This window comes from Crystallibacter degradans, assembly GCF_012952295.1.
GTDB lineage: Bacteria > Actinomycetota > Actinomycetes > Actinomycetales > Micrococcaceae > Crystallibacter > Crystallibacter degradans.
Window position 1 is genome coordinate 334,664 of sequence record NZ_JABBCH010000003.1, and the last position, 19,819, is coordinate 354,482.

The 19,819-nt window shown below is 65.0% G+C and carries 19 protein-coding genes and 1 tRNA gene; 13 read left to right on the forward strand and 7 right to left on the reverse strand.

Going from position 1 to position 19,819, the window contains the following annotated elements; all coding sequences use genetic code 11:
• Positions 1-64: 64 nt before the first annotated feature.
• The 3 genes from HGO92_RS08245 to sp36 are packed head-to-tail and all read right to left on the reverse strand — an operon-like array spanning position 65 to position 1,635.
• Positions 65-1,000 (reverse strand): NUDIX hydrolase, encoded by a 936-nt coding sequence (locus HGO92_RS08245; RefSeq protein ID WP_169993575.1) that lies wholly within the window; start codon positions 998-1,000, stop codon positions 65-67.
• Positions 984-1,478 carry a RidA family protein gene (locus HGO92_RS08250; protein WP_169993577.1) on the reverse strand — a complete coding sequence of 165 codons (495 nt, stop codon included), beginning with the start codon at positions 1,476-1,478 and terminating at the stop codon, positions 984-986. The genes HGO92_RS08245 and HGO92_RS08250 overlap by 17 nt, the downstream gene beginning before the upstream one ends.
• Position 1,479: 1 nt before the next feature.
• Complete coding sequence (gene sp36, locus HGO92_RS08255; RefSeq protein ID WP_074701091.1) at positions 1,480-1,635, reverse strand: Sp36 family protein; 156 nt, start codon at positions 1,633-1,635, stop codon at positions 1,480-1,482.
• Between the two features lie 36 nt (positions 1,636-1,671).
• On the opposite strand from sp36, the gene HGO92_RS08260 reads away from it, so the two are divergent.
• The 5 genes from HGO92_RS08260 to HGO92_RS08280 all read left to right on the forward strand — a co-directional run bounded on the left by HGO92_RS08260 (position 1,672) and on the right by HGO92_RS08280 (position 7,108).
• Positions 1,672-3,939 (forward strand): transglycosylase domain-containing protein, encoded by a 2,268-nt coding sequence (locus HGO92_RS08260; protein WP_205834282.1) that lies wholly within the window; start codon positions 1,672-1,674, stop codon positions 3,937-3,939.
• Positions 3,940-3,941: 2 nt separating this feature from the next.
• A complete protein-coding gene (locus HGO92_RS08265) occupies positions 3,942-4,886 on the forward strand; it encodes a metallophosphoesterase (protein WP_169993579.1) in 945 nt (314 codons plus the stop codon).
• A gap of 150 nt (positions 4,887-5,036) precedes the next feature.
• Positions 5,037-5,110 (forward strand) — tRNA-Pro (locus HGO92_RS08270).
• A gap of 102 nt (positions 5,111-5,212) precedes the next feature.
• Positions 5,213-6,370, forward strand: a complete 1,158-nt coding sequence (locus tag HGO92_RS08275) for an FAD-dependent monooxygenase (protein ID WP_169993580.1) — start codon at positions 5,213-5,215, stop codon at positions 6,368-6,370.
• Positions 6,371-6,430: 60 nt separating this feature from the next.
• Positions 6,431-7,108: a hypothetical protein gene (locus HGO92_RS08280; protein ID WP_169993582.1), complete on the forward strand. Its 678-nt coding sequence runs from the start codon at positions 6,431-6,433 to the stop codon at positions 7,106-7,108.
• On the opposite strand, the gene HGO92_RS08285 is transcribed toward HGO92_RS08280, so the two are convergent.
• Positions 7,086-8,042 carry a phosphoribosylaminoimidazolesuccinocarboxamide synthase gene (locus HGO92_RS08285; RefSeq protein ID WP_169993584.1) on the reverse strand — a complete coding sequence of 319 codons (957 nt, stop codon included), beginning with the start codon at positions 8,040-8,042 and terminating at the stop codon, positions 7,086-7,088. The genes HGO92_RS08280 and HGO92_RS08285 overlap by 23 nt on opposite strands.
• Entirely contained in the window at positions 8,039-9,349 is a 1,311-nt protein-coding gene (gene purD, locus HGO92_RS08290) for a phosphoribosylamine--glycine ligase (protein WP_169993586.1), read from the reverse strand. The genes HGO92_RS08285 and purD overlap by 4 nt, the downstream gene beginning before the upstream one ends.
• Positions 9,350-9,428: 79 nt before the next feature.
• On the opposite strand from purD, the gene HGO92_RS08295 reads away from it, so the two are divergent.
• The 6 genes from HGO92_RS08295 (at position 9,429) to HGO92_RS08320 (ending at position 14,574) form a co-directional block, all read left to right on the forward strand.
• Positions 9,429-10,433, forward strand: a complete 1,005-nt coding sequence (locus HGO92_RS08295) for an asparaginase (protein WP_169993587.1) — start codon at positions 9,429-9,431, stop codon at positions 10,431-10,433.
• A gap of 22 nt (positions 10,434-10,455) precedes the next feature.
• Entirely contained in the window at positions 10,456-10,842 is a 387-nt protein-coding gene (locus HGO92_RS08300; protein WP_169993589.1) for a sterol carrier family protein, read from the forward strand.
• A gap of 9 nt (positions 10,843-10,851) precedes the next feature.
• A complete protein-coding gene (locus tag HGO92_RS08305) occupies positions 10,852-11,208 on the forward strand; it encodes a hypothetical protein (RefSeq protein WP_240974486.1) in 357 nt (118 codons plus the stop codon).
• Positions 11,209-11,362: 154 nt separating this feature from the next.
• Complete coding sequence (gene purF / locus HGO92_RS08310) at positions 11,363-12,919, forward strand: amidophosphoribosyltransferase (protein ID WP_169993591.1); 1,557 nt, start codon at positions 11,363-11,365, stop codon at positions 12,917-12,919.
• Complete coding sequence (gene purM / locus HGO92_RS08315) at positions 12,916-14,037, forward strand: phosphoribosylformylglycinamidine cyclo-ligase (protein WP_139004538.1); 1,122 nt, start codon at positions 12,916-12,918, stop codon at positions 14,035-14,037. Before purF ends, purM begins: the two co-directional genes overlap by 4 nt.
• 33 nt (positions 14,038-14,070) lie before the next feature.
• Positions 14,071-14,574, forward strand: a complete 504-nt coding sequence (locus tag HGO92_RS08320) for a 2'-5' RNA ligase family protein (protein ID WP_169993593.1) — start codon at positions 14,071-14,073, stop codon at positions 14,572-14,574.
• Positions 14,575-14,641: 67 nt separating this feature from the next.
• Here the strand turns inward: HGO92_RS08320 and HGO92_RS08325 are convergent, their stop codons facing one another.
• A complete protein-coding gene (locus HGO92_RS08325) occupies positions 14,642-14,869 on the reverse strand; it encodes a DUF3073 domain-containing protein (RefSeq protein WP_074701078.1) in 228 nt (75 codons plus the stop codon).
• A 273-nt stretch (positions 14,870-15,142) separates the two neighbouring features.
• Between HGO92_RS08325 and HGO92_RS08330 the strand changes: the two genes are divergently transcribed.
• On the forward strand, positions 15,143-16,375 hold the full coding sequence (locus HGO92_RS08330; protein WP_169993595.1) for a septum formation family protein: 1,233 nt from the start codon (positions 15,143-15,145) through the stop codon (positions 16,373-16,375).
• A gap of 60 nt (positions 16,376-16,435) precedes the next feature.
• Here the strand turns inward: HGO92_RS08330 and clpB are convergent, their stop codons facing one another.
• Entirely contained in the window at positions 16,436-19,036 is a 2,601-nt protein-coding gene (gene clpB / locus HGO92_RS08335; protein ID WP_169993747.1) for an ATP-dependent chaperone ClpB, read from the reverse strand.
• 241 nt (positions 19,037-19,277) lie between these two features.
• Here clpB and HGO92_RS08340 point away from each other — a divergent pair, with 241 nt between their 5' ends.
• Complete coding sequence (locus HGO92_RS08340) at positions 19,278-19,805, forward strand: GNAT family N-acetyltransferase (RefSeq protein WP_169993596.1); 528 nt, start codon at positions 19,278-19,280, stop codon at positions 19,803-19,805.
• Positions 19,806-19,819: the final 14 nt, after the last annotated feature.

A 19,819-nucleotide genomic window follows, 5' to 3' on the forward strand; every position in this document is an offset into this window, starting at 1 on the left:
AATAACGACGGCGACGGTCACCTTGGAAGGTGACCGTCGCCGTCGGTATTTGTACCGCGGGAAATTACCGTCCGCGCTGGAGCGAACCGCCTTCGGGGGCGGTGAGGGTTTCGACTTCGAGCATCGGCTCACCCTCCACCAAAACCAGTTCCGGATGGTAGACGCGCAGCGGCCGCTTATGGGACAGGTAGGCAATGCACCCGCGCGCGGAAGCAATCTTTTCGAGAATTGTTTCCACCGCAGGTGAGGAGACCTCGCTGAGGTTCAGCCCGCGGGTGTCATCCTGGTCGGCCAAATCCCCGAGTGCGGAGGTACTCCGCTCGGCGATCACTTTGCCTGCGCCGACCCAGGACGCCCAGACACCCTTGCCGCTGAGCAGACTGGGCTGCTGGCTGACCGGCTGCGCCGCGGCGAAGTACCTCGTGTCGAACCGGCGGTGGGCGAAGTCCGGGCTGAGCCACCGCGAGAGCGGCTTCAACAGGTCCGTGCGCAGCCCCAGTCCCCAGCGGTCCAGCAGCTGGGGAAAGCTCTTTTCCTGCTCCGCGACCGCCATACGGGCGCGCATCCATTCCTCGCTGTCGCCGCCCTCGACCAGGGATGACTCGTCCTGCCCGGCCAGCAGGATACCGGTCTCTTCGAACAGTTCCCTGATGGCGGCAACCACGAAGGCCCGGGCTTGCTGATGATCTTCCAGACCCATCATTTGCGCCCATTTGGCCGCCGACGGCCCGTACCAGGGCACGGGCTCGAGGTCCGCCTCGTCATCGATGGTGCCCCCGGGGAACGCGATGGCGCCCAGCGGCGAACTGCCGGAGCGGTACCCAAGGTAAGTCTGGGTACCCTCCGGGCTGTCGCGGATGAGGACCACGGACGACGCGTACCGCGGTTTGCGCGGCGTGCGCTCGCCATGGTCAAACCAGCTGCGTGCAGCCTCCAGTTGATCCGGCGGCAGCCGGAACAGCCGCTTGGTCTGCCGGAGCGGACTAGCTGAACTCGGCAATCAGTTCCACCTCAACCGGAGAGTCGAGCGGCAGAACGGCAACGCCGACGGCGGAACGGGCATGTGCACCTGCTTCGCCGAAAACCTTGCCGAGCAGCTCGGAAGCGCCGTTGATAACACCGGGCTGGCCTGTGAAGTCCGTCTCCGAGGCCACGAACCCGACTACTTTGACGATCCGTGTGACACGGTCCAGGTCCCCGATGACGCTCTTGACGGCGGCCAGTGCGTTGACGGCGCACGTGGCAGCGAGCTCTTTCGCCTGTTCAGCCGAGACGGAACTTGAGACGTTGCCCACTTTTCCCTTGGCTGCCAATTCACCGTTAACCATCGGCAGCTGGCCGGAGGTGTAGACATAGTCGCCGGACACGACGGCGGGCACGTAGGCGGCCACGGGAGCGACCACCTCGGGCAGGGTCAGGCCAAGTTCAGCCAGGCGCTCTTCTACAGCGGAAATGCGGGACTGCTGCGGCTGCGTCATGTTACTGCTTCTCTCTCTTCAGGTAGGCAACGAGGTTGGTCGAATCGGGCCCAGGCACTACCTGCACGAGCTCCCAGCCGTCCTCTCCCCATTGGTCCAGAATCTGCTTCGTGGCGTGAATAATAAGCGGAACTGTGGCGTATTCCCATTTGGTCATAAGTCAACCGTAACGCGTGCTTGTAAACTAGAGCCCATGCCGGCTCGTAAATCCCCTTTTTTTGACACTGCTACCACGCTGGGCAAAATCATGGCGTTCCTAGGTATCAGTGCGCTCTGCGGCGTGCTCGCTGCCGGATTGCTGGTGCCCGCAGCGGCCGTAGCCGGTGTGGGGGCGACCTCGTCCATCGACTATTTCGACCAGCTGCCGGATGAGCTGCAGACCAGCCCGCTCTCCCAGCCCTCCAAGATCTACTCGGCGGACGGCAAGCTGATTGCCACCTTCTACGCCGAGAACCGCGTCCCCGTGACGCTGGACAAGGTCTCCGAACACATGCAGAACGCCATCATCTCCATTGAAGATGTGCGCTACTACGAGCATGGCGGCGTGGATCCGCAGGGCATCATGCGTGCGGCTATGAGCAACATCGCAGGAGGCGACCTGCAGGGTGCGTCCACCCTGACCATGCAGTACGTGAACAACGTGCTCATCGACGCCGGTGCTTCCGCCGGCAAGAGCGCCGACGAACTGACGATCAGCGGCACCAAGTCGATCGGCGACAAGCTGCGCGAAGCCAAGCTCGCCATCGCTGTCGAAAAGGAATACTCCAAGGAAGAGATCCTGCAGGGCTACCTGAACATCGTGCTCTTCAGCGGCCAGACCTACGGCATTGAGGCCGCGGCGCAGACCTTCTTCGGGGTGCCGGCAGCCAAGCTGAACATCGCGCAGTCCGCCATGCTGGCCGGCATGGTGCAGTCCCCCAACTACTTCAATCCTGTGTCCAATCCGGAAGCGACCGTTGAACGCCGCAACACGGTTCTCGCCGCGATGCTGAGCAACCAGAAAATCACGCAGGAAGAGTATGACAAGGCGGTGGCCTCGGACCTCGGCATCGACCTGCAGCCGGTTCGTTCCGGCTGTGTTGCCGCGAACTTCGCGGACTACTTCTGCAGCTATGTGCAGCACGTCATCATGCAGTCAGACGCCTTCGGTGCCGACGCCACGGAGCGCTCCAAGCTGCTGGCACGCGGTGGCCTGAACATCCAGACCACCCTGGATTCCCGCCTGCAGAAGTCCGCGCAGGAAAACGTTGAAGAGCAGGTTCCCATGGGCGACGAGTCCGGAGCGGGTTCGGCCATGGTGAGCGTGGAGCCCGGTACCGGCAAGATCCTGTCGATGGCCCAGAACACCAATTACAGTCCGGAACAGGACGCCAAGAACACAGAGCTGAACTTCAACGTGGATGCCGACATGGGCGGCACTGCCTACGGGTTCCAGCCCGGCTCGACCATCAAGCCGTTCACCACGGTGGCATGGCTGGAGTCCGGCCGGAAGCTGAACGATCGGATCGACGCCAGCCGCACCAAGTATCCGGCCGGCTACGACTGGAAAGCCAGCTGCCTGCCCGCCGGCGCCTGGTTCGGCGAGTGGGACTTCAAGAACGCAATCTCCGGCTGGGAGCGGACCATGACAGTCAGCGAAGGCCTGACCAAGTCGATCAACTCCGCCACCGCCGCGCAGGCCGCCATCCTGGACCTCTGCGATATCCGCGATGCCGCCACCCGGATGGGCGTGCACCGCGCCGTCGACGGCGAGCCGTTCGAGGTCAACAACCCCTCCTTCGTGATCGGCGGACAGGAAGTCGCGCCGATCACCATGGCAGCTTCCTTCGCCACGTTCGCCAGCGGCGGTATCTACTGCAAGCCCATAGCGCTGACGTCAGTCAAGGATGCGCAGGGCAAAGAATACGAAGTGCCCAAGGAATCCTGCGAGCGGGCCATCTCCAAAGATGTTGCCAACGCCGTGACCATCCCGCTGGAGAACCTCGTGTCGGACAGCCCGGGATACATGCGGCCCATGGGCTTCCCGGCCGCTGCCAAGACCGGCACCACGGACGTGTCCGAGCAGACCTGGACGGTCGGCTACACCACCGGCCTGGCTACGGCATCCTGGGTGGGCAACTGGACCTCGTACGATTCGCTCAACAACATTCCCATCAACGGCGTTACCCGCGACTACGTGGACGGCGCCACCATCGCCGGCGCCCAGTGGACTGAATACATGATGGACGTTGCACCGCTCTACGAGACGGCTGCGTTCGACAATCCGCCGAACAGCATCGTGAACCCGGCGCAGTCCCAGCCCCGGCAGTCCCAGAACAACGGGGGCAGTTCGGACAACGGTGGAGGATCAAACAACGACGGCGGCTCCGACGACCGCGGCAACGGCAACAACGGCCGTGGCAACGGTGGAAATGGAAACGGAAACGGCAACGGTAACGGCGGCGGAAATGATGACGACTAACCATGGACGTTGAGCACCTGCGCAAGCAGCTTCGCACGGCCGGCCGTGTGGCACTTGGTGTCACGGCGGCCGGCAGCGCCGCCTTTGCCTACGGCAGCCTGATTGAGCGCAACCTCTTCGGCGTCCGTGAGGAAACCCTTGCCATCCTGCCGCCCGGACGCCGTCCGCTGAGGATCCTGCATCTTTCGGACATCCACATGACCCCCGGCCAGAAGCGCAAGCAGCAGTGGCTGCGTTCCCTGGCAGGCTTGGAGCCGGACCTGGTGGTCAATACCGGGGACAACCTCAGCCACCGCCAGGCCGTGGAACCGCTGCTCGAAGCCCTCGCTCCCCTGCGCGAGTTCCCCGGCGTCTTTGTACCGGGCTCCAACGATTACTACGCGCCGGTACTGAAGAATCCTTTCGGCTACTTCACCGGCCCGTCCGACCAGCCCAACGACTACGCGGACCGGGAGCTGCCCTGGCGCCACATGCACGCCACCTTCAGCACCTCGGGCTGGATGGATCTGACCAACCGTCACCAATCCATGGTGCTCCACGGGCTGCGTCTGGACTTTACCGGCGTCGATGACCCGCATCTGGAGCGCGACCGGTACACGGGCTATCCGCACGGTTCTTCGACCTCCGAGGCAGCGGACCATGTGCGCATCGCCGTAGCACACGCCCCTTACCAACGCGTGCTGGACTACTTCACCGCCGATGACCCGGACCTCATCCTGGCCGGACACACCCACGGCGGCCAGGTCTGCATCCCGGGCTACGGCGCATTAGTGACCAACTGCGACCTGCCCACGTGGCGGGCCAAGGGCCTGACGTACTGGGAGCACGCGGGCCGCAGCGTGCCGTTGAACGTCTCCGCCGGGCTGGGCACGTCCCGGAAGGCCCCGGTGCGCTTTGCCTGCCGCCCCGAGGCGGTTCTGCTGACCCTCACGCCCCGCTCCCCCTGACGATTCCGGGGTCGGTTCAGGCGCGGCGGGACGACATCAGGCCGTGTGTCCAGCGTCACCTGGTCCCCGATTTCAGCTTTCCGCCCTTTCTCCGCTATTCTTGAACAGTTGCTTTTGCTGCTGTGGACAACGACGGCGGAGCAATGGTTTCGGGGTGTGGCGCAGCTTGGTAGCGCGCGTCGTTCGGGACGACGAGGTCGCAGGTTCAAATCCTGTCACCCCGACGAAACCAGCAGGAAAGGCCTCCGGCCGGCAGCAATGCCAGGCCGGGGGCCTTTCTTCTTGCCAGCTTGATCTTTCAGCCAAATACACAAAGTATTGGTTGCATGGGTGCAACTGAGCGCAAGGCAATCATCATCGGAGCCGGAATCGGCGGGCTGTCTACGGCCTTGGCCTTGCAGAACACGGGCTGGAAGGTCCACGTACTGGAACGCTCCGGCACCTTGTCACCTTCCGGCACCGGCCTGTCCCTCTGGCCCAACGCCCTGGCCGCGCTGGAACGGCTTGGCGTGCTGGACGAGGTGCTGGCGGCTGCAGTTCCCGTCCGCGGCGACGTGCTGGACATGGACGGCAACCCGATCATGCTGCTGGAGCAGCTGGACGTCCGGCGCCGTTACGGCCTGCCCATCCAGATGATCCACCGCGCGGACCTCACGGCCATCCTGGCCAAGCCGCTGGCGGTCAACACCGTGCACCTGGGCCTCAACGCCGTCGGCTTCCAACCCGGCTTTCCCAGAAGTACCGTCGAACTCGACAACGGCGGCCGGCAGAGCGCTGAACTCGTGGTCGGTGCGGAGGGGCTCTACTCGGTGGTCCGCCCCGCCCTGATCGGCCGGGACAAACCGCGCAGCTCTGGCACCACAGCCTTCCGCGGCGTGTGCGACGCGGCCGGGCTGGACCTCGACTCCGTCCCGTGGGGCGAAATGTGGGGAGACGGCGGCGTCTTCGGCGCCACTCCCCTCTCCGGAAACCGCATCTACTGGTACGCCACGGCGCCCAAAGAAGAGCTGGCAGGCGCCGGCCAGGACGGGTGGAAGATGACAGCGATCGAGAACTTCGCCCACTGGCACCCGGGTATCGAATCCGTCCTCGTCAAGACCGAGGAAAGCGCCATCATCGCGCACGAGCTCTTCGACCGGAAACCCGAGCCGGTCTGGTCCGGGCGTTCGGCCACGCTGGTCGGCGACGCGGCCCATCCCATGCTCCCCTTCCTGGGACAGGGCGCCTGCCAGGCGCTGGAAGACGCCGTCGCGCTGGCAGACGCGCTGGCGGGTAAGGATTCGATTGCAGACGGATTGGTGGAATACGAATCGATCCGCGCGCCGCGGGCCAACGAAATAGTGGAACGCTCACGGACCATGTCGCGCCTGGCCCAGCTGGACTCCGCGCCGCTGCGCAAGGCGCGCAATACCACCATGCGGCTGCTGCCCAAAGCCCTCAGACTCCGCCGTCTGGACGCCGTGGTGGGCTACGAGGGGCATTGACTTACGTGCCGGTCCGTACTGCAATGGCTTAAAGGGCTGTGCAGTTAGGAGGTCCCGGCCATGAACCTCACGGACTACGGTCAGCTGCTGCTCGCCGGTTTTGGCGTCGTCGCCATTATCGCTGCGACCACATGGGCTGCCGGGCGGGGAATCGACCGTCCGGATGACCTGGACAATACCTTCTGGTACGGCTTTGCGGGCCTGTCCTGCGCCCTGACGCTCGTCTTCCTGGCCTCGGCCCTCAGCGCCACCGCGGCGTCGGTCCTGATGGCGCTGCTGCTGCTTACGCTGGTTCCGGCAGGCCTGCACCTGCGCCGCCGGTGGCTGAGGGGCAGCCAGTCCGCGGATACGAATGCCGCAGCACCGTTGTCCGCGCAGCACGATGCGCTGATCAAGCGGTGGCTGCAGTACGAGCTGGATCCAGCCGCCGCTGCCGCTGCCCCGGCCCTGAGCGATGCGGCCAACCCTGCAACTGCGGCCATGCTGCGCGGAATGCGGCGCGCCGAACTGCTGCGGCCTGACAGAGGGCAGCACGGAAAGGGCGGATTCAGCCGTGGCAGCGAGGAGCTGGCGGCCTATGCCGGGGCCGTCACCGAATTCGGGCGGCTGCTCGCCGCCGCCGAACGGGAGGCCGGGCTACCGGCTCACGAGGCGGCACACTTCATTGCCCGCCCCGTCGGCGAACCCGGCCCTACCGGCCGTGTTATGCCTGCAGTCAGGAGAACTGCCGGCCAGTGAGCCGCTCGTACGCCTCCACATAGCGGGCCCTGGTCTTCTCCACGATTTCCTCCGGCAGGGCAGGCGGCGGCGTATCCGATGACTTGTCCCAGCCGGATTCGTCCGAGGTGAGCCAGTCCCGGACAAACTGCTTGTCGAAGGACGGCTGGGCCTGGCCCGGCGCATAAGTGGCCGCGTCCCAGAAGCGGGAAGAATCCGGCGTCAGGACCTCGTCGCCCAGAGTGATTTCCCCAGTTTCCGGATCCATCCCGAACTCCACCTTGGTATCGGCCAGGATGATGCCCCGTTCACGGGCGATCTCCTCGGCCCGGCGGTAGATCTCCAGTGTTTTCTTGCTCAGCTGGGCGGCGATATCGTCGCCCACCATGGACACCACGGCGTCGTACGTAATGTTCTCATCGTGTTGGCCCACTTCGGCTTTAGCCGAGGGGGTGAAGATAGCCGGCTCCAGGCGGGAACCGTCTACCAGTCCCTCGGGCAGCGGGATGGCGCACACTGTGCGGGACTCGCGGTACTCGGCCAAGCCGGAGCCGGTGAGGTAGCCGCGGGCGATGCATTCCACCGGGAACATGTCCAGCTTCTTGCAGACCATCGCGCGGCCGGCAACGGCCTCGGGGACATCGGTGGACACCACGTGGTTGGCCACACCCTGAAGCTGCTCGAACCACCACAGGCTCAGCTGGGTCAGGACCCGTCCCTTGTCAGGAATCGGCGTGCTCAGCACATGGTCGTACGCGCTGATCCGGTCGCTGGCCACTACCAGCACGGTCTGCGCATCATCCATCGGATCCGGCAGCCGGTGCCGCGCCGCAGACTTATTGTTGGACTGTGCGGAGGTCTCGGCCGGCTGCGCGGGAATATAAAGGTCGCGTACCTTGCCGGAGTACACGTGCGTCCAGCCGGGCAGCTCCAGGTGTTCGGGGTTGAAGTTCATGCCAGATCCTTTGCTGCTGATTCGTTTCGCTGGCCGGGCAGGACGATCTCGCCATTGGCAGCCTTAAGTCCGATGTCCGTGCGGTGCTGTGAGCCGTCCAGGTGGATGAGTTCCACGCCGTCGTAGGCCTTTTCCCTTGCCTCCACCAGGTCTTCACCCAGGGCGACGACGGCGAGCACCCGCCCACCGGCGCTGACCACCTTGCGGTGCTCGTCCAGGGCCGTGCCCGCGTGGATCACGTGTACGTCCTCGAGGGCGTTGGCCTTCTTCAGGCCGCGCACCCGGTCCCCGGTCCGGGGCTTGCCCGGGTAGTTCTCCGAAGCGACAACCACGGTCACGGCGCTGCGCCTGGACCAGTTGAGCTGTTCGGACGGGTCCAGCTCGCCCTTGGCCGCGGCGAGCAGCAGCCCGCCCAGCGGTGTACGCAGGCGCGCCAGCACCGCCTGCGTCTCGGGGTCACCGAAGCGTGCGTTGAATTCGATCACGCGCAGGCCGCGGCTGGTCAGGGCCAGACCGCAGAACAGGACGCCGACAAAGGGCGTGCCGCGGTTGGCCATTTCGGTGATCGTCGGCATCGCCACGCGGGCCATGACCTCGTCCACGAAGCCCCGCGGCAGCCACTCCAGCGGCGTGTAGGCGCCCATGCCGCCGGTGTTCGGGCCTTCGTCGCCGTCGTAAATCCGTTTGAAGTCCTGCGCCGGCACCAGCGGAACGGCCCGCTCGCCGTCGGAAATCACAAAGAGGGAGACCTCCGGGCCATCCAGGTATTCCTCGATCACCACTTCCCCGCCGGCATCGAAGCAGGACTGTGCGTGGGCCAGGGCCTCGTCGCGGTCCTCGGTGACCACCACGCCCTTGCCCGCGGCCAGACCGTCGTCCTTAACCACGTAGGGGGCGCCGAAAGTGTCCAGCGCCGCGGCGGCTTCCTCCGCGTTGACGGCCACCCTGGCCATCGCCGTGGGCACGTTGGCCGCGGCCATGATCTGCTTGGCGAAGGCTTTGGAGCCTTCAAGACGGGCAGCTTCCTTACTCGGCCCGAAAACCGCGATGCCCGCTTCCCGCAGCGGATCCGCCACGCCCGCAGCCAGCGGGGCCTCCGGCCCGATGACCACCAGGTCGGACTCCAGCCGTTGCGCGAGCGCCAGCACTGCTGCCGCGTCGTTGGCGTTAATGTCGTAGGTGGGCACTATCTGCGCGATGCCCGCGTTTCCGGGCGCTGCATGCACCTCGGTCACGTAGGGGTCGCTCAGCAGGGCTCGGACAATTGCGTGCTCGCGGCCGCCGGGGCCAATCACAAGTACCTTCACAACGTCTAAGCGTACTGGGCTTAGAGCGCGGTGCCCGAAGTGTTTCAGCAGACCTAAGCCGCCACCTAGACTTAGGGGCATGCCCGAAACCTTTAAAGCTGCCGACGCCGTCGAACTGGCAGTCGTGGAACGCAATGGCTTCATCGAGTCCCGCCACCTGGGCTCGGCCGTCGTGATGGCCGCGGACGGTTCCGTGGTCACCGAACTCGGCGACATCAGCGCCCCGATCTTCCCGCGGTCCGCGCTCAAGCCGTTCCAGGCCCTGGCCTCGATGCAGTCCGGCGTCCCGCTGCGCGGCGTCCAGGTAGCACTGGCCTGCGCCAGCCACACCGGCTCGCTGGAGCACATGGATGTGGTCAACGGCATGCTCAAGGCCGCCGACCTCACCGACGAAGACCTGCAGTGCCCGGAGGCCTGGCCGCAGGACGAGACGGCGCGGGGCTGGCTGGTCCGCACCGACCGCGGCCGGCAGCGCGTGGCGTTCAACTGCTCAGGCAAGCACGCCGGGTTCTTGTGGGCCTGTGCAGAAAACGGCTGGGACACCAAGACGTACCTGGATCCGAACCACCCGCTGCAGCGCCGCGTGATGGAGATTATCGAGGAGTACACCGGCGAGCGGATCTCCCATCTGGCCACGGACGGCTGCGGCGCCCCGGTGCCCGCCGTGTCACTGACCGGGCTGGCGCGCGCCGTCGGCAAGCTCGCCAAAGCCCCCTCGGACAAGAACGCGGATGCCCGCGCGGCCACGATCGCCACCGCGATGGTGGACTATCCCTGGGCGGTCCAGGGCCACGGCGAGGAAAACACTGTGGTCATGGAGGACCTGGAGATCATCGCCAAGCTCGGCGCCGAGGGCGTGATGGTGATGGGCACGGATACGGGTGTCTCCGTTGCGGTGAAGATTCTCGACGGCGGGGCCCGGTCGGCGTCGCTGGTGGGGCTCACGCTGCTGGCGGCCGCCGGCGCGCTCGACGCGGAGAAAGTCGGCCCGGTGCTGGAGAAAGTGGTCAAACCCGTGCTCGGCGGCGGCGACCCGGTGGGCCGGATCCGGCTCGCTGCTCCGGTGATGGCACTGCTGGACTGACCGGCCGGGAAGAGAAGAAAACATGGCATTACGACGGCGGATCGCGGCCGCCGACGGCCACGCCGCCTTAAGCGCATGGCTGGGCGGGGCGACGGACCGCAAAACCACCGCAACGGCCGTGCGGTTTTCGCTCGAGGAACTGGCGGAGAGGGCGCCGGGCAACAGCGTGGAAGTGCGGGTACCGCCGTTCGGTGTCACCCAATGCATCGAGGGTCCGCGGCACACCCGCGGCACCCCGCCCAACGTAGTGGAATGCGACGGTGCCACCTGGCTGGCGCTGGTGACCGGCACCGAAAACTGGAGCACCGCCGTCGAAAGTGGAAAGGTCTCCGCCTCGGGGCTGCGGGCGGAACTGGCGGATCTCCTGCCCCTCTTCGCTCCGGACCACGGCGCCACCGGCAGCCGGTAGGCTTGAACCATGAGTTCCGAGCACGTTCCCGCTGAACCAGCCGAGCCCCGCGAGCCGGCTGGACCAGGTACCCCTAACCGTCGCGAAGTGCGGTTGCGCCGCGCGCCCAAATTCGGTCCGTTCATGGGCCTGGGAATTGTCCTCGGTGTCATCGTAGCCGCCATCTCCGCCTACACAGGTCCGGAAAACGCGGAATTCACCCGCAGCTCCATTTTCGGTTTCCTGGCCGTACTCTTCGGCATCGCCGGCATGCTCCTCGGCGCCCTGGTGGTCCTGATCCTGGACCGGATCAGCATCAAGCGCAGCGAGAAAATGATGGCCGTGGAAACCCCGGAACAGACCGACCCGGAACAAGAAGAGCGCTGAGCCGGATTTAGCGTGCTGCCGGACGGTTCCGCGGTTCAGCGGCAGTGCCGTTGCTCACGCTGGATCCCTCCGGCCCCAAGGACGGCGCGCCCGGCTGGTCTTAGTTGCCGTAATCCGTTGCCCGGGTCCGTTATTAGCGTGAGACAATATTGGGGTGGCACGCGGTGACGGAAAACTTTCCCATGATCTTCTCCCCGGCGAAAAGGGACCCCAGGATGCCTGTGGCGTCTTCGGAGTCTGGGCCCCAGGCGAAGAAGTAGCAAAACTTACCTACTACGGGCTGTACGCTCTGCAGCACCGCGGACAGGAGTCCGCGGGTATCGCCACGAGCGACGGCAAGCGCATCAATGTCTACAAGGACATGGGGCTGGTGTCCCAGGTCTTCGACGAGACGACGCTGAACACACTGAACGGCCACATCGCCGTCGGCCATTGCCGCTACTCCACTACGGGCGGCTCAACCTGGGCAAACGCGCAGCCGACCCTCGGCGCAACCGCCACGGGCACCGTGGCGCTGGCGCACAACGGCAACCTGACCAACTCCGCCGACCTCTACGAGAAGGTCATCGAGAAATTCGGCAAGCAGGCCCGCGGCGAGCTGGCCCAGGGCAACACCACGGACACCGCTCTGGTGACAGCCCTGATGGCAGGTGAACCCGGCCAAAGCCTTGAAGAGCGCTCGATGGAGTTGCTGCCGAAACTGCGCGGCGCCTTCTGCTTCACCTACATGGACGAAGGAACCCTCTATGCGGCACGGGATGAGTCAGGTGTCCGCCCGCTGGTCCTCGGCCGGCTGGAACGCGGCTGGGTTGTCGCGTCCGAAACCGCAGCCCTCGACATTGTCGGTGCCTCGTTTGTGCGCGAAGTCGAGCCCGGTGAGTTCATCGCCATCGACGAGAACGGCCTGCGCTCACAGCGCTTCGCCGAGAAGAAGCCCGCGGGCTGCGTCTTCGAATACGTCTATCTGGCCCGCCCGGACACCTCCATCAACGGCCGCAGCATCCACGCCGCGCGCGTGGAGATGGGCCGCCGCCTGGCCAAGGAACACCCCGTTGACGCCGACTTGGTCATTCCGACGCCGGAATCCGGCACCCCGGCGGCCATCGGCTATGCCGAGGAATCTGGCATCCCCTACGGACAGGGCCTGGTCAAGAACGCCTACGTCGGCCGGACCTTCATCCAGCCGAGCCAGACCATCCGCCAACTGGGCATCCGGCTGAAGCTGAACCCGCTCCGCAGCGTGGTGCAGGGCAAGCGCCTGGTCGTCATCGACGACTCGATTGTCCGCGGAAACACCCAGCGGGCGCTGGTACGCATGCTCCGTGAGGCCGGCGCGGCCGAGGTCCACGTCCGGATCTCCTCGCCGCCCATCAAATGGCCGTGCTTCTACGGCATTGACTTCGCCAGCCGGGCAGAATTGATCGCCAACGGAATCGGTGTGGCGGAAGTCCGCGCCTCGCTTGGCGCCGATTCGCTTGGCTACATCTCCGAAAACGGCATGATCGAAGCCACCGAGCAGCCCCGCGGGAAGCTGTGCACGGCCTGCTTCACCGGCGAATACCCGATCGAGCTGCCGGATGCCAGCCGCCGCGGCAAGAACCTGCTCGAACAGCCGAATGCCGAGGAACAGGAGCACGGTTCCTGCGACCCGGGCCCGGACTCGGATTTGGAAAGCCTCCTGACTGACGATGACAAGAAAGAGCGAGTATGACCTCCCCTGACCTGGGCGCCAGCCAGATCACCTATGCCAGCGCCGGCGTTGACGTTGAAGCCGGCGACAAAGCCGTTGAGCTGATGAAGGGGGCCATCAAGGCCACCCACAACTCTAATGTCATCGGCGGGGTGGGCGGTTTCGCCGGGCTCTACGATGTCTCCGCACTCCTGAAGTACCGCAAGCCCCTGCTGGCCACCTCCACCGACGGCGTCGGCACCAAGGTCGCCATCGCGCAGGCCATGGACATCCATGACACGATCGGCTTTGACCTGGTCGGCATGGTCGTCGACGACATCGTCGTGGTCGGCGCCGAGCCGCTGTTCATGACGGACTACATCGCCTGCGGCAAGGTTGTCCCCGAACGCATCGCCGACATCGTCCGCGGCATCGCGGCGGCGTGTGAGGTCGCCGGTACTGCCTTGGTCGGCGGCGAAACGGCCGAGCACCCCGGCCTGCTGGGTGAACACGAGTACGACGTCGCGGGCGCAGCCACCGGCGTGGTGGAAGCAGACAACCTGCTGGGCCCGGACCGGGTCAAGGACGGGGACGTGGTCATCGCCATGGCCTCCTCCGGCATCCATTCCAACGGCTACTCGCTGGTCCGCCGCGTGATCAACCACGCCGGCTGGGCCCTTGACCGCCAGGTCTCCGAGCTCGGCCGGACCCTTGGCGAAGAGCTCCTCGAGCCAACCAAGGTCTACGCAGCGGACTGCCTCGATCTCGCACGCTACGAGGCGGCCGGCGTGCACGGCTTCAGCCACGTGACCGGCGGCGGTCTCGCTGCCAATCTGGCGCGCGTGCTGCCGCAGGGCCTGATGGCCACCGTGGACCGTTCCACCTGGGAACTGCCGGCCATCTTCAAGCTTGTCGCCCAGCTCGGCAATGTTCCGCAGGCCGACCTGGAACGCACCCTGAACCTCGGCGTAGGCATGGTTGCCATCGTGGACGCTGCGGGTGCCGATGCTGCCCTGGCACGGCTGAACGAGCGCGGTATGACCGCGTGGGCCATGGGCACCGTCGGCGCTGTTGATGGTTCGCTGTCCGGGCCGGACTTCGTCCAGGGTGCCAAGGGTGTCGACGGCGGAGCCGTGCACCTCGTCGGCAACTACGCATAGCCCCACCCGTGTCCCGGGTGCCAGACTGGGCACATGGGAGCATTCGTCGTCGTTGTTTTTGTGCAGCCGGTTGCTACCGGTCTCACGTTCGAGCGTTCACAATGGCCGTTGCACATAACTTTGGCGCGCTTTGACACGAAAGAAAACGCCGACGTCGTTATGAACCGCCTCGGTCCGGCGCTGACCCGGCACTTGGGCTTCCGCGTGCGGATCGGCGGGGACGACTTTTTCGGCCGCAACGGCACGGTGCACGTCTCGCTGGTGGAACCGGAGCCCCGCCTGCAGCGTCTACATGGGGAATGCCTGCAGGCTGTCGGCCCGGATGCCCATCTCCTGAGCCCTCACCACACCGGCAAACATTTCCGGCCACATGTCAGCCACACGGTGGGCCGGCTTCAGCCGGGCGATGACGTTGCGGTGCGGCAGGCGGCGTTGGTAGACATGCGGCCGGACTCCGACAGCCGGTTCCGCAGGGTGCTGGGCGTTTGGGATAGCGACGCGGAGGCCAGTGGAAGCCTGCCCTTAAACGCCTCTTAGCGGCGTGCCAGGCACGCCGCTAAGATGAGATTCAATGCTGAAAGAGCCGGCAACTGGCCGGCGACATTCAGCCGATGCGGCGAGTTTCCTCGTCCTCATCGTCGAATTGATCTGCGTATTTGTCCTCATACGCCGAATAGTCCGGCTCAGCCGGTTCCTCCGGATACCGGCTGGAGGCACTACTCTTAGACGCCGCCAGCTCACGCTGGAGCGCCGTGTAGTCAGTGTTCGGGGTGAAGTACTTCATCTCCCGAGCCTGCTTGGTTGCTTTTGCCTTTTGACGGCCGCGCCCCATGGCGTGACCCCCTTTATCGCCTCGATCCGGAGGTGGTCGCTCGGGCGACGAGCGAGGCCCCGGAATGTTTGATCAATTCTGTCGTATATCTAGGGTACATGCTTTCTTCGGGTCCCGTTGCCGCAGCACAGGCACCGAAGTTCGCAAAATCCGGGTCGTCACAGCCCGGTCCGGTCGCGATAACCTGCATTGGCGCCTGAGAGTTGGCTAAAGTCGGGAGTAACGGACATTTCCGCAGAGCGCGGGGCAGGTATCAGGAAGGCAATTTTCCCCATGAGCGAACAAGGCAAAAAGCCAGACGACGCCGCCGCGGCGGCCGAACCGGAGGCTGATGCCGCGCCCGTCGCGGAGCCGGAGCTGGAGACGAACCCCGAGGAGCTGGAGTTTTCGGAACCCAAGCTTGAGCAGGCCCAAATTGGCAACGATGCCGCGCGCGAAGCCGAACTTGATGTCGTTGCCGCCGAAACCGAGGCTGCCGCCAAAGAGGCCGAAGTGGCGGGTCAGCAACTCGGCCGTGGCCGGAGCACGGACGTTCCGGTGACCGCGGCAGGGACGGCACCTGTCGGCGCGGCGGCCGGCGATACAGCAGCCGCATCCGGCGAAGAGACCGATGCAGGCCTCAGCTTGGAAGCGGCGTCGCCGCAGCCGCAATGGGCTCCGGAGGCTACGGATGACAAGCAGTGGGACCGGATCTTCGACGCGGTCCAGATTTCCGCCGTTGCGCAACAGCCAGACGGCGGCACCCCCGCCCCCGAGGAAACAGCCACCGATGCCGGTTCACCTGCCCCGGCGGAGGGCGATCCCGAGCCGCAGCCCGGCGCAGCCACTCCCCCGCCCGCCGAAGACCCCGGCACCGTACCTCCGTCGGAATGGACTCCTGCTCCAGGGAATTCCGACGGCGAGACACCGCCGAACACCTGGTATTCGGTCGGCCAGCCGCCCGCCGGAAAGAAGCCGGCAGCAGCCGCTGGTGCCACAGACAGGCCCCGGGGCAAAGCCCTGCTGTTCATTGGCCTCGGCATTGTCGCCGCCATCGTGATTATCGTGGTGATCATCATCAGCCTCCTCAACAGGAGCGGCGAACCAACCGGTACCGCCGCGAGCTCGTCGCCGGCCGTTGCGAAGGAGTCGCCGGGCGCGGACGGGATCATCGCCGAAGACGTTTCGCCGTTCGACTTCGAAGAGGGCCAGTGCTTCATCGACTTCGAAGCGGCCACGCAGAATGCCACCGTCGTCAGCTGCGAGACCCCGCACGCTGCCCAGCTTGTCGGCACGTATTTCTACGAGGAGGCCGACGAATTCCCGGGCAAGGACGAACTCAACGTACAGGCCGAGGAATTCTGTTCCGCCATCGAGCTGAACGACAATGCCGACGAGTACGAGAACCTGCGCAACTCTTACGGCATGCCGTCGGAAGGCACCTGGCAGGAAGGTGACCGCCGCATCGACTGCTTTGTCATTTCCGACGAAGGCAACAACATCTCGGCGTCCCTCATCGGCGAATAAAAAAGCAGCAGAGCCTGCCCCATAGCGGGGCAGGCTCTGCTGCTTTACGCGGGGCGGGTGCTACTTCGTCCGGACAGTCAGGCCTTCGGCACCGCCCTCGAGGGAGACATCGGAGACGTCCACCAGGACGGTGTCACCGTCCGAAATGTCACCGGAGAGCAGGCCGCGGGCCAACCGGTCGCCGATCTCCCGCTGTACCAGGCGGCGCAGCGGACGGGCGCCGTACGCAGGATCAAAGCCGGTCAACGCCAGCCACTCGCGTGCGCCGTCGGTTACCTCCAAGGTGAGCCGGCGCTCATTGAGCCTGGCCGCGAGCGACTGCACCTGCAGGTCCACGATCCGGGACAGCTCTTCGATGCTCAGCGGATCAAACATGATCACGTCGTCCAAGCGGTTCAGGAATTCCGGCTTGAAGCTCGCGTTGACCACCTTCATGACCGCTTCGCGCTTCTGCCCGTCGTCCAACATCGGGTCAACCAGGAACTGGGAGCCCAGGTTGGAGGTCAGCACCAGGATCACGTTGCGGAAGTCCACCGTGCGGCCTTGGCCGTCAGTGAGCCGTCCGTCGTCGAGCACCTGGAGCAGGATGTCGAACACTTCCGGATGCGCCTTCTCAACCTCGTCCAGCAGCACTACCGAGTACGGCCGGCGGCGGACTGCTTCGGTCAGCTGGCCGCCTTCTTCGTAACCGACATATCCAGGAGGGGCACCCACGAGGCGGGACACGGAATGCTTCTCCGAGTACTCGCTCATATCGATCCGGACCATAGCGCGCTCGTCGTCGAACAAGAAGTCCGCCAGTGCCTTGGCCAGCTCGGTCTTACCGACGCCCGTGGGTCCCAAGAAGAGGAAGGAGCCGGTGGGGCGGTCCGGATCGCTGATCCCGGCCCGGGCCCGCCGGACAGCGTCGGACACGGACGTTACCGCCTTGGACTGGCCGATCAGCCGTCCCCCGATGAACTGTTCCATCTGGAGCAGCTTCTGCGACTCCCCCTGCAGCATCCGCCCGGCAGGAATGCCCGTCCACGCCGAGATGACCTCGGCGATGTCGTCCGCTCCAACATCCTCGGACACCATCAATTCCGGTGCTTCCGTCTGGGTTTCGGCTGCCTGGGCAGCATCCAAGTCCTTCTGCAAGGCAGGGATTTCACCATAGAGAATACGGGAAGCCTCGGCCAGGTCGCCGTCACGCTGGGCCTTGTCCGCCAGGCTGCGCAGCTCATCGAGTTTGGCCTTCAGATCACCCACCCGGTTCAAGCCGGCCTTCTCGGCTTCCCAGCGGGCATTGAGGGCAGCCAGTTGCTCCTTCTTGTCAGCCATGTCAGCGCGCAAAGCCTCGAGCCGCTCCTGTGATGCCACATCCGTTTCATCGGCGAGGGCCAGTTCCTCCATAGTCAGCCGGTCCACGGCACGGCGGAGCTGGTCGATCTCCTCGGGAGCCGAGTCGATTTCCATCCGCAGCCGGGAGGCGGCTTCGTCCACCAGGTCGATCGCCTTGTCCGGCAGTTGCCGGCCGGCGATGTACCGGTTGGATAGGGTAGCCGCGGCGACCAAAGCCGAGTCGGCAATGGAAACCTTGTGGTGCGCTTCGTAACGTTCCTTCAGGCCGCGCAGGATGCCGATGGTGTCATCCACGCTGGGTTCCCCCACGTATACCTGCTGGAAGCGGCGCTCCAACGCCGGATCCTTCTCCACGTTCTCGCGGTATTCATCCAGCGTGGTGGCGCCGATCAGCCGCAGTTCACCGCGGGCCAGCATCGGTTTGAGCATGTTGCCCGCATCCATGGACCCTTCGGAGGCGCCGGCGCCGACAACGGTGTGGAGCTCGTCGATAAAGGTGACGATCTGACCGTCCGAGTTCTTGATTTCCTCCAGCACGGCCTTGAGCCGCTCCTCGAATTCACCGCGGTATTTGGCACCGGCCACCATGGAGCCGAGGTCGAGGCTGATCAGCGTCTTGCCCCGCAGCGACTCCGGGACGTCCCCGGCAACCATGCGCTGCGCCAGCCCCTCCACAACAGCGGTCTTGCCGACGCCCGGCTCACCGATCAGTACAGGGTTGTTCTTGGTGCGCCGGGAGAGAACCTGGACAACGCGCCGGATCTCGGAGTCGCGCCCGATGACCGGATCCAACTTGCCGGAGCGTGCAATGGCGGTCAGATCCACACCAAATTTCTCCAGCGCTTGAAACGTGTTTTCCGGATCCGCGCTGTCCACCCTGCGGTCACCGCGCACACCGGGCAGCGCCGCCTGCAGAGCTTCGTGTGAAGCGCCGGCGTCGCGCAGGATTTTGCCGGTGGCAGCCGAATCAGCCGCCAGCCCCAACAGCAGGTGCTCGGTAGACACGTAGGAGTCACCCAGCTTTTCGGCCTCCTGCTGCGCCACGTTGATGACCTGCAGAATGGCGCGCGAGTACTGTGCCTGCGCCACCGAAGACCCGGACGATGCCGGCAGGGCCTTGATGGCCGAACTGGCCTGGACGCTGACCGCATCAGGATCAGAGCCCGTGGCTTTTAGAAGTGCGACGGCGACACCTTCGCGCTGGTCCATCAGCGCCTTAAGCAGGTGCGCAGGCTCAATCTGTGGGTTTCCCGCCGTTGAGGCGTTCATGGCAGCGGAGGAGAGAGCCTCCTGGCTCTTGGTAGTGAATTTGGCGTCCAACACGAGCTCCCTTCCATCGGCGGTTAATGCATAACTTCAACTCAACTAAGTTGAGTGTACTACGCTCAACTTTGGAAGTAAACTTATCCACAGCCCCTTCGGGGGCACCCACTCTTATCGTGGCATCCGAAAACAGGTACGTGAAGGGAACCGGCTGGATAGCGTGTGCGGCTCCTCGCGTCGCGGTACTACTCTGGTGTCATGGTAGGAATTCCGGCGGCAGGGCCACGACGGGAAGTCGATGGAAACAACACTGCAGACTGAGCGCCTGATCCTCAACCGACCCCGGGGCGAGGACGTGGACGCCATGTTCCGCATGCTCTCCGACCAGCGGACAACACGGCACAACCCGGGTGACGCTCTGGGCTGGCGCGAGGAAGCAGAAGGCCTGTTTGCCCATTGGGAGGACCAGTGGGACCACCACGGAGTGGGCTACTTTGCCGTCCGGCTGCCCGAACGCCAGGACCCGATAGGTTTTGCCGGCGTCAAACATGTACTGCTCGATGACCGTCCTGTCCTCAATCTGTACTACCGGTTGGAGCACTGCTCCTGGGGAAAAGGCTATGGGACGGAAGCAGTCCGCGCCGTCGTCGTTCATGTGAACGAGTTGTTGGAACTGCCGCCCATCATGGCCCGGGTCAAGCCTCGGAATGTCGCCTCCACAAAAATTGTTGCGGGTCTGGGTTTCATACCCGCACCCGGGCTGGACTTGGCTGCCGATGACGAGTATGAGGACGTCTATGTGCTGAACTGGGACAGACAGCTCTGACCGATAAAGGAAAA

Excerpts from the sequence above, each read along its gene's own strand:
- HGO92_RS08280 (WP_169993582.1), top strand. The coding sequence starts at position 6,431 with ATGAACCTCACGGACTACGGTCAGCTGCTGCTCGCCGGTTTTGGCGTC.
- HGO92_RS08275 (WP_169993580.1), top strand. The coding sequence starts at position 5,213 with ATGGGTGCAACTGAGCGCAAGGCAATCATCATCGGAGCCGGAATCGGC.
- HGO92_RS08320 (WP_169993593.1), top strand. The coding sequence starts at position 14,071 with ATGGGAGCATTCGTCGTCGTTGTTTTTGTGCAGCCGGTTGCTACCGGT.
- sp36 (WP_074701091.1), bottom strand. The coding sequence starts at position 1,635 with ATGACCAAATGGGAATACGCCACAGTTCCGCTTATTATTCACGCCACG.
- HGO92_RS08300 (WP_169993589.1), top strand. The coding sequence starts at position 10,456 with ATGGCATTACGACGGCGGATCGCGGCCGCCGACGGCCACGCCGCCTTA.
- HGO92_RS08265 (WP_169993579.1), top strand. The coding sequence starts at position 3,942 with ATGGACGTTGAGCACCTGCGCAAGCAGCTTCGCACGGCCGGCCGTGTG.
- HGO92_RS08340 (WP_169993596.1), top strand. The coding sequence starts at position 19,278 with ATGGAAACAACACTGCAGACTGAGCGCCTGATCCTCAACCGACCCCGG.
- HGO92_RS08250 (WP_169993577.1), bottom strand. The coding sequence starts at position 1,478 with ATGACGCAGCCGCAGCAGTCCCGCATTTCCGCTGTAGAAGAGCGCCTG.
- purM (WP_139004538.1), top strand. The coding sequence starts at position 12,916 with ATGACCTCCCCTGACCTGGGCGCCAGCCAGATCACCTATGCCAGCGCC.
- HGO92_RS08285 (WP_169993584.1), bottom strand. The coding sequence starts at position 8,042 with ATGAACTTCAACCCCGAACACCTGGAGCTGCCCGGCTGGACGCACGTG.
- HGO92_RS08325 (WP_074701078.1), bottom strand. The coding sequence starts at position 14,869 with ATGGGGCGCGGCCGTCAAAAGGCAAAAGCAACCAAGCAGGCTCGGGAG.
- HGO92_RS08260 (WP_205834282.1), top strand. The coding sequence starts at position 1,672 with ATGCCGGCTCGTAAATCCCCTTTTTTTGACACTGCTACCACGCTGGGC.
- HGO92_RS08330 (WP_169993595.1), top strand. The coding sequence starts at position 15,143 with ATGAGCGAACAAGGCAAAAAGCCAGACGACGCCGCCGCGGCGGCCGAA.
- HGO92_RS08295 (WP_169993587.1), top strand. The coding sequence starts at position 9,429 with ATGCCCGAAACCTTTAAAGCTGCCGACGCCGTCGAACTGGCAGTCGTG.
- HGO92_RS08305 (WP_240974486.1), top strand. The coding sequence starts at position 10,852 with ATGAGTTCCGAGCACGTTCCCGCTGAACCAGCCGAGCCCCGCGAGCCG.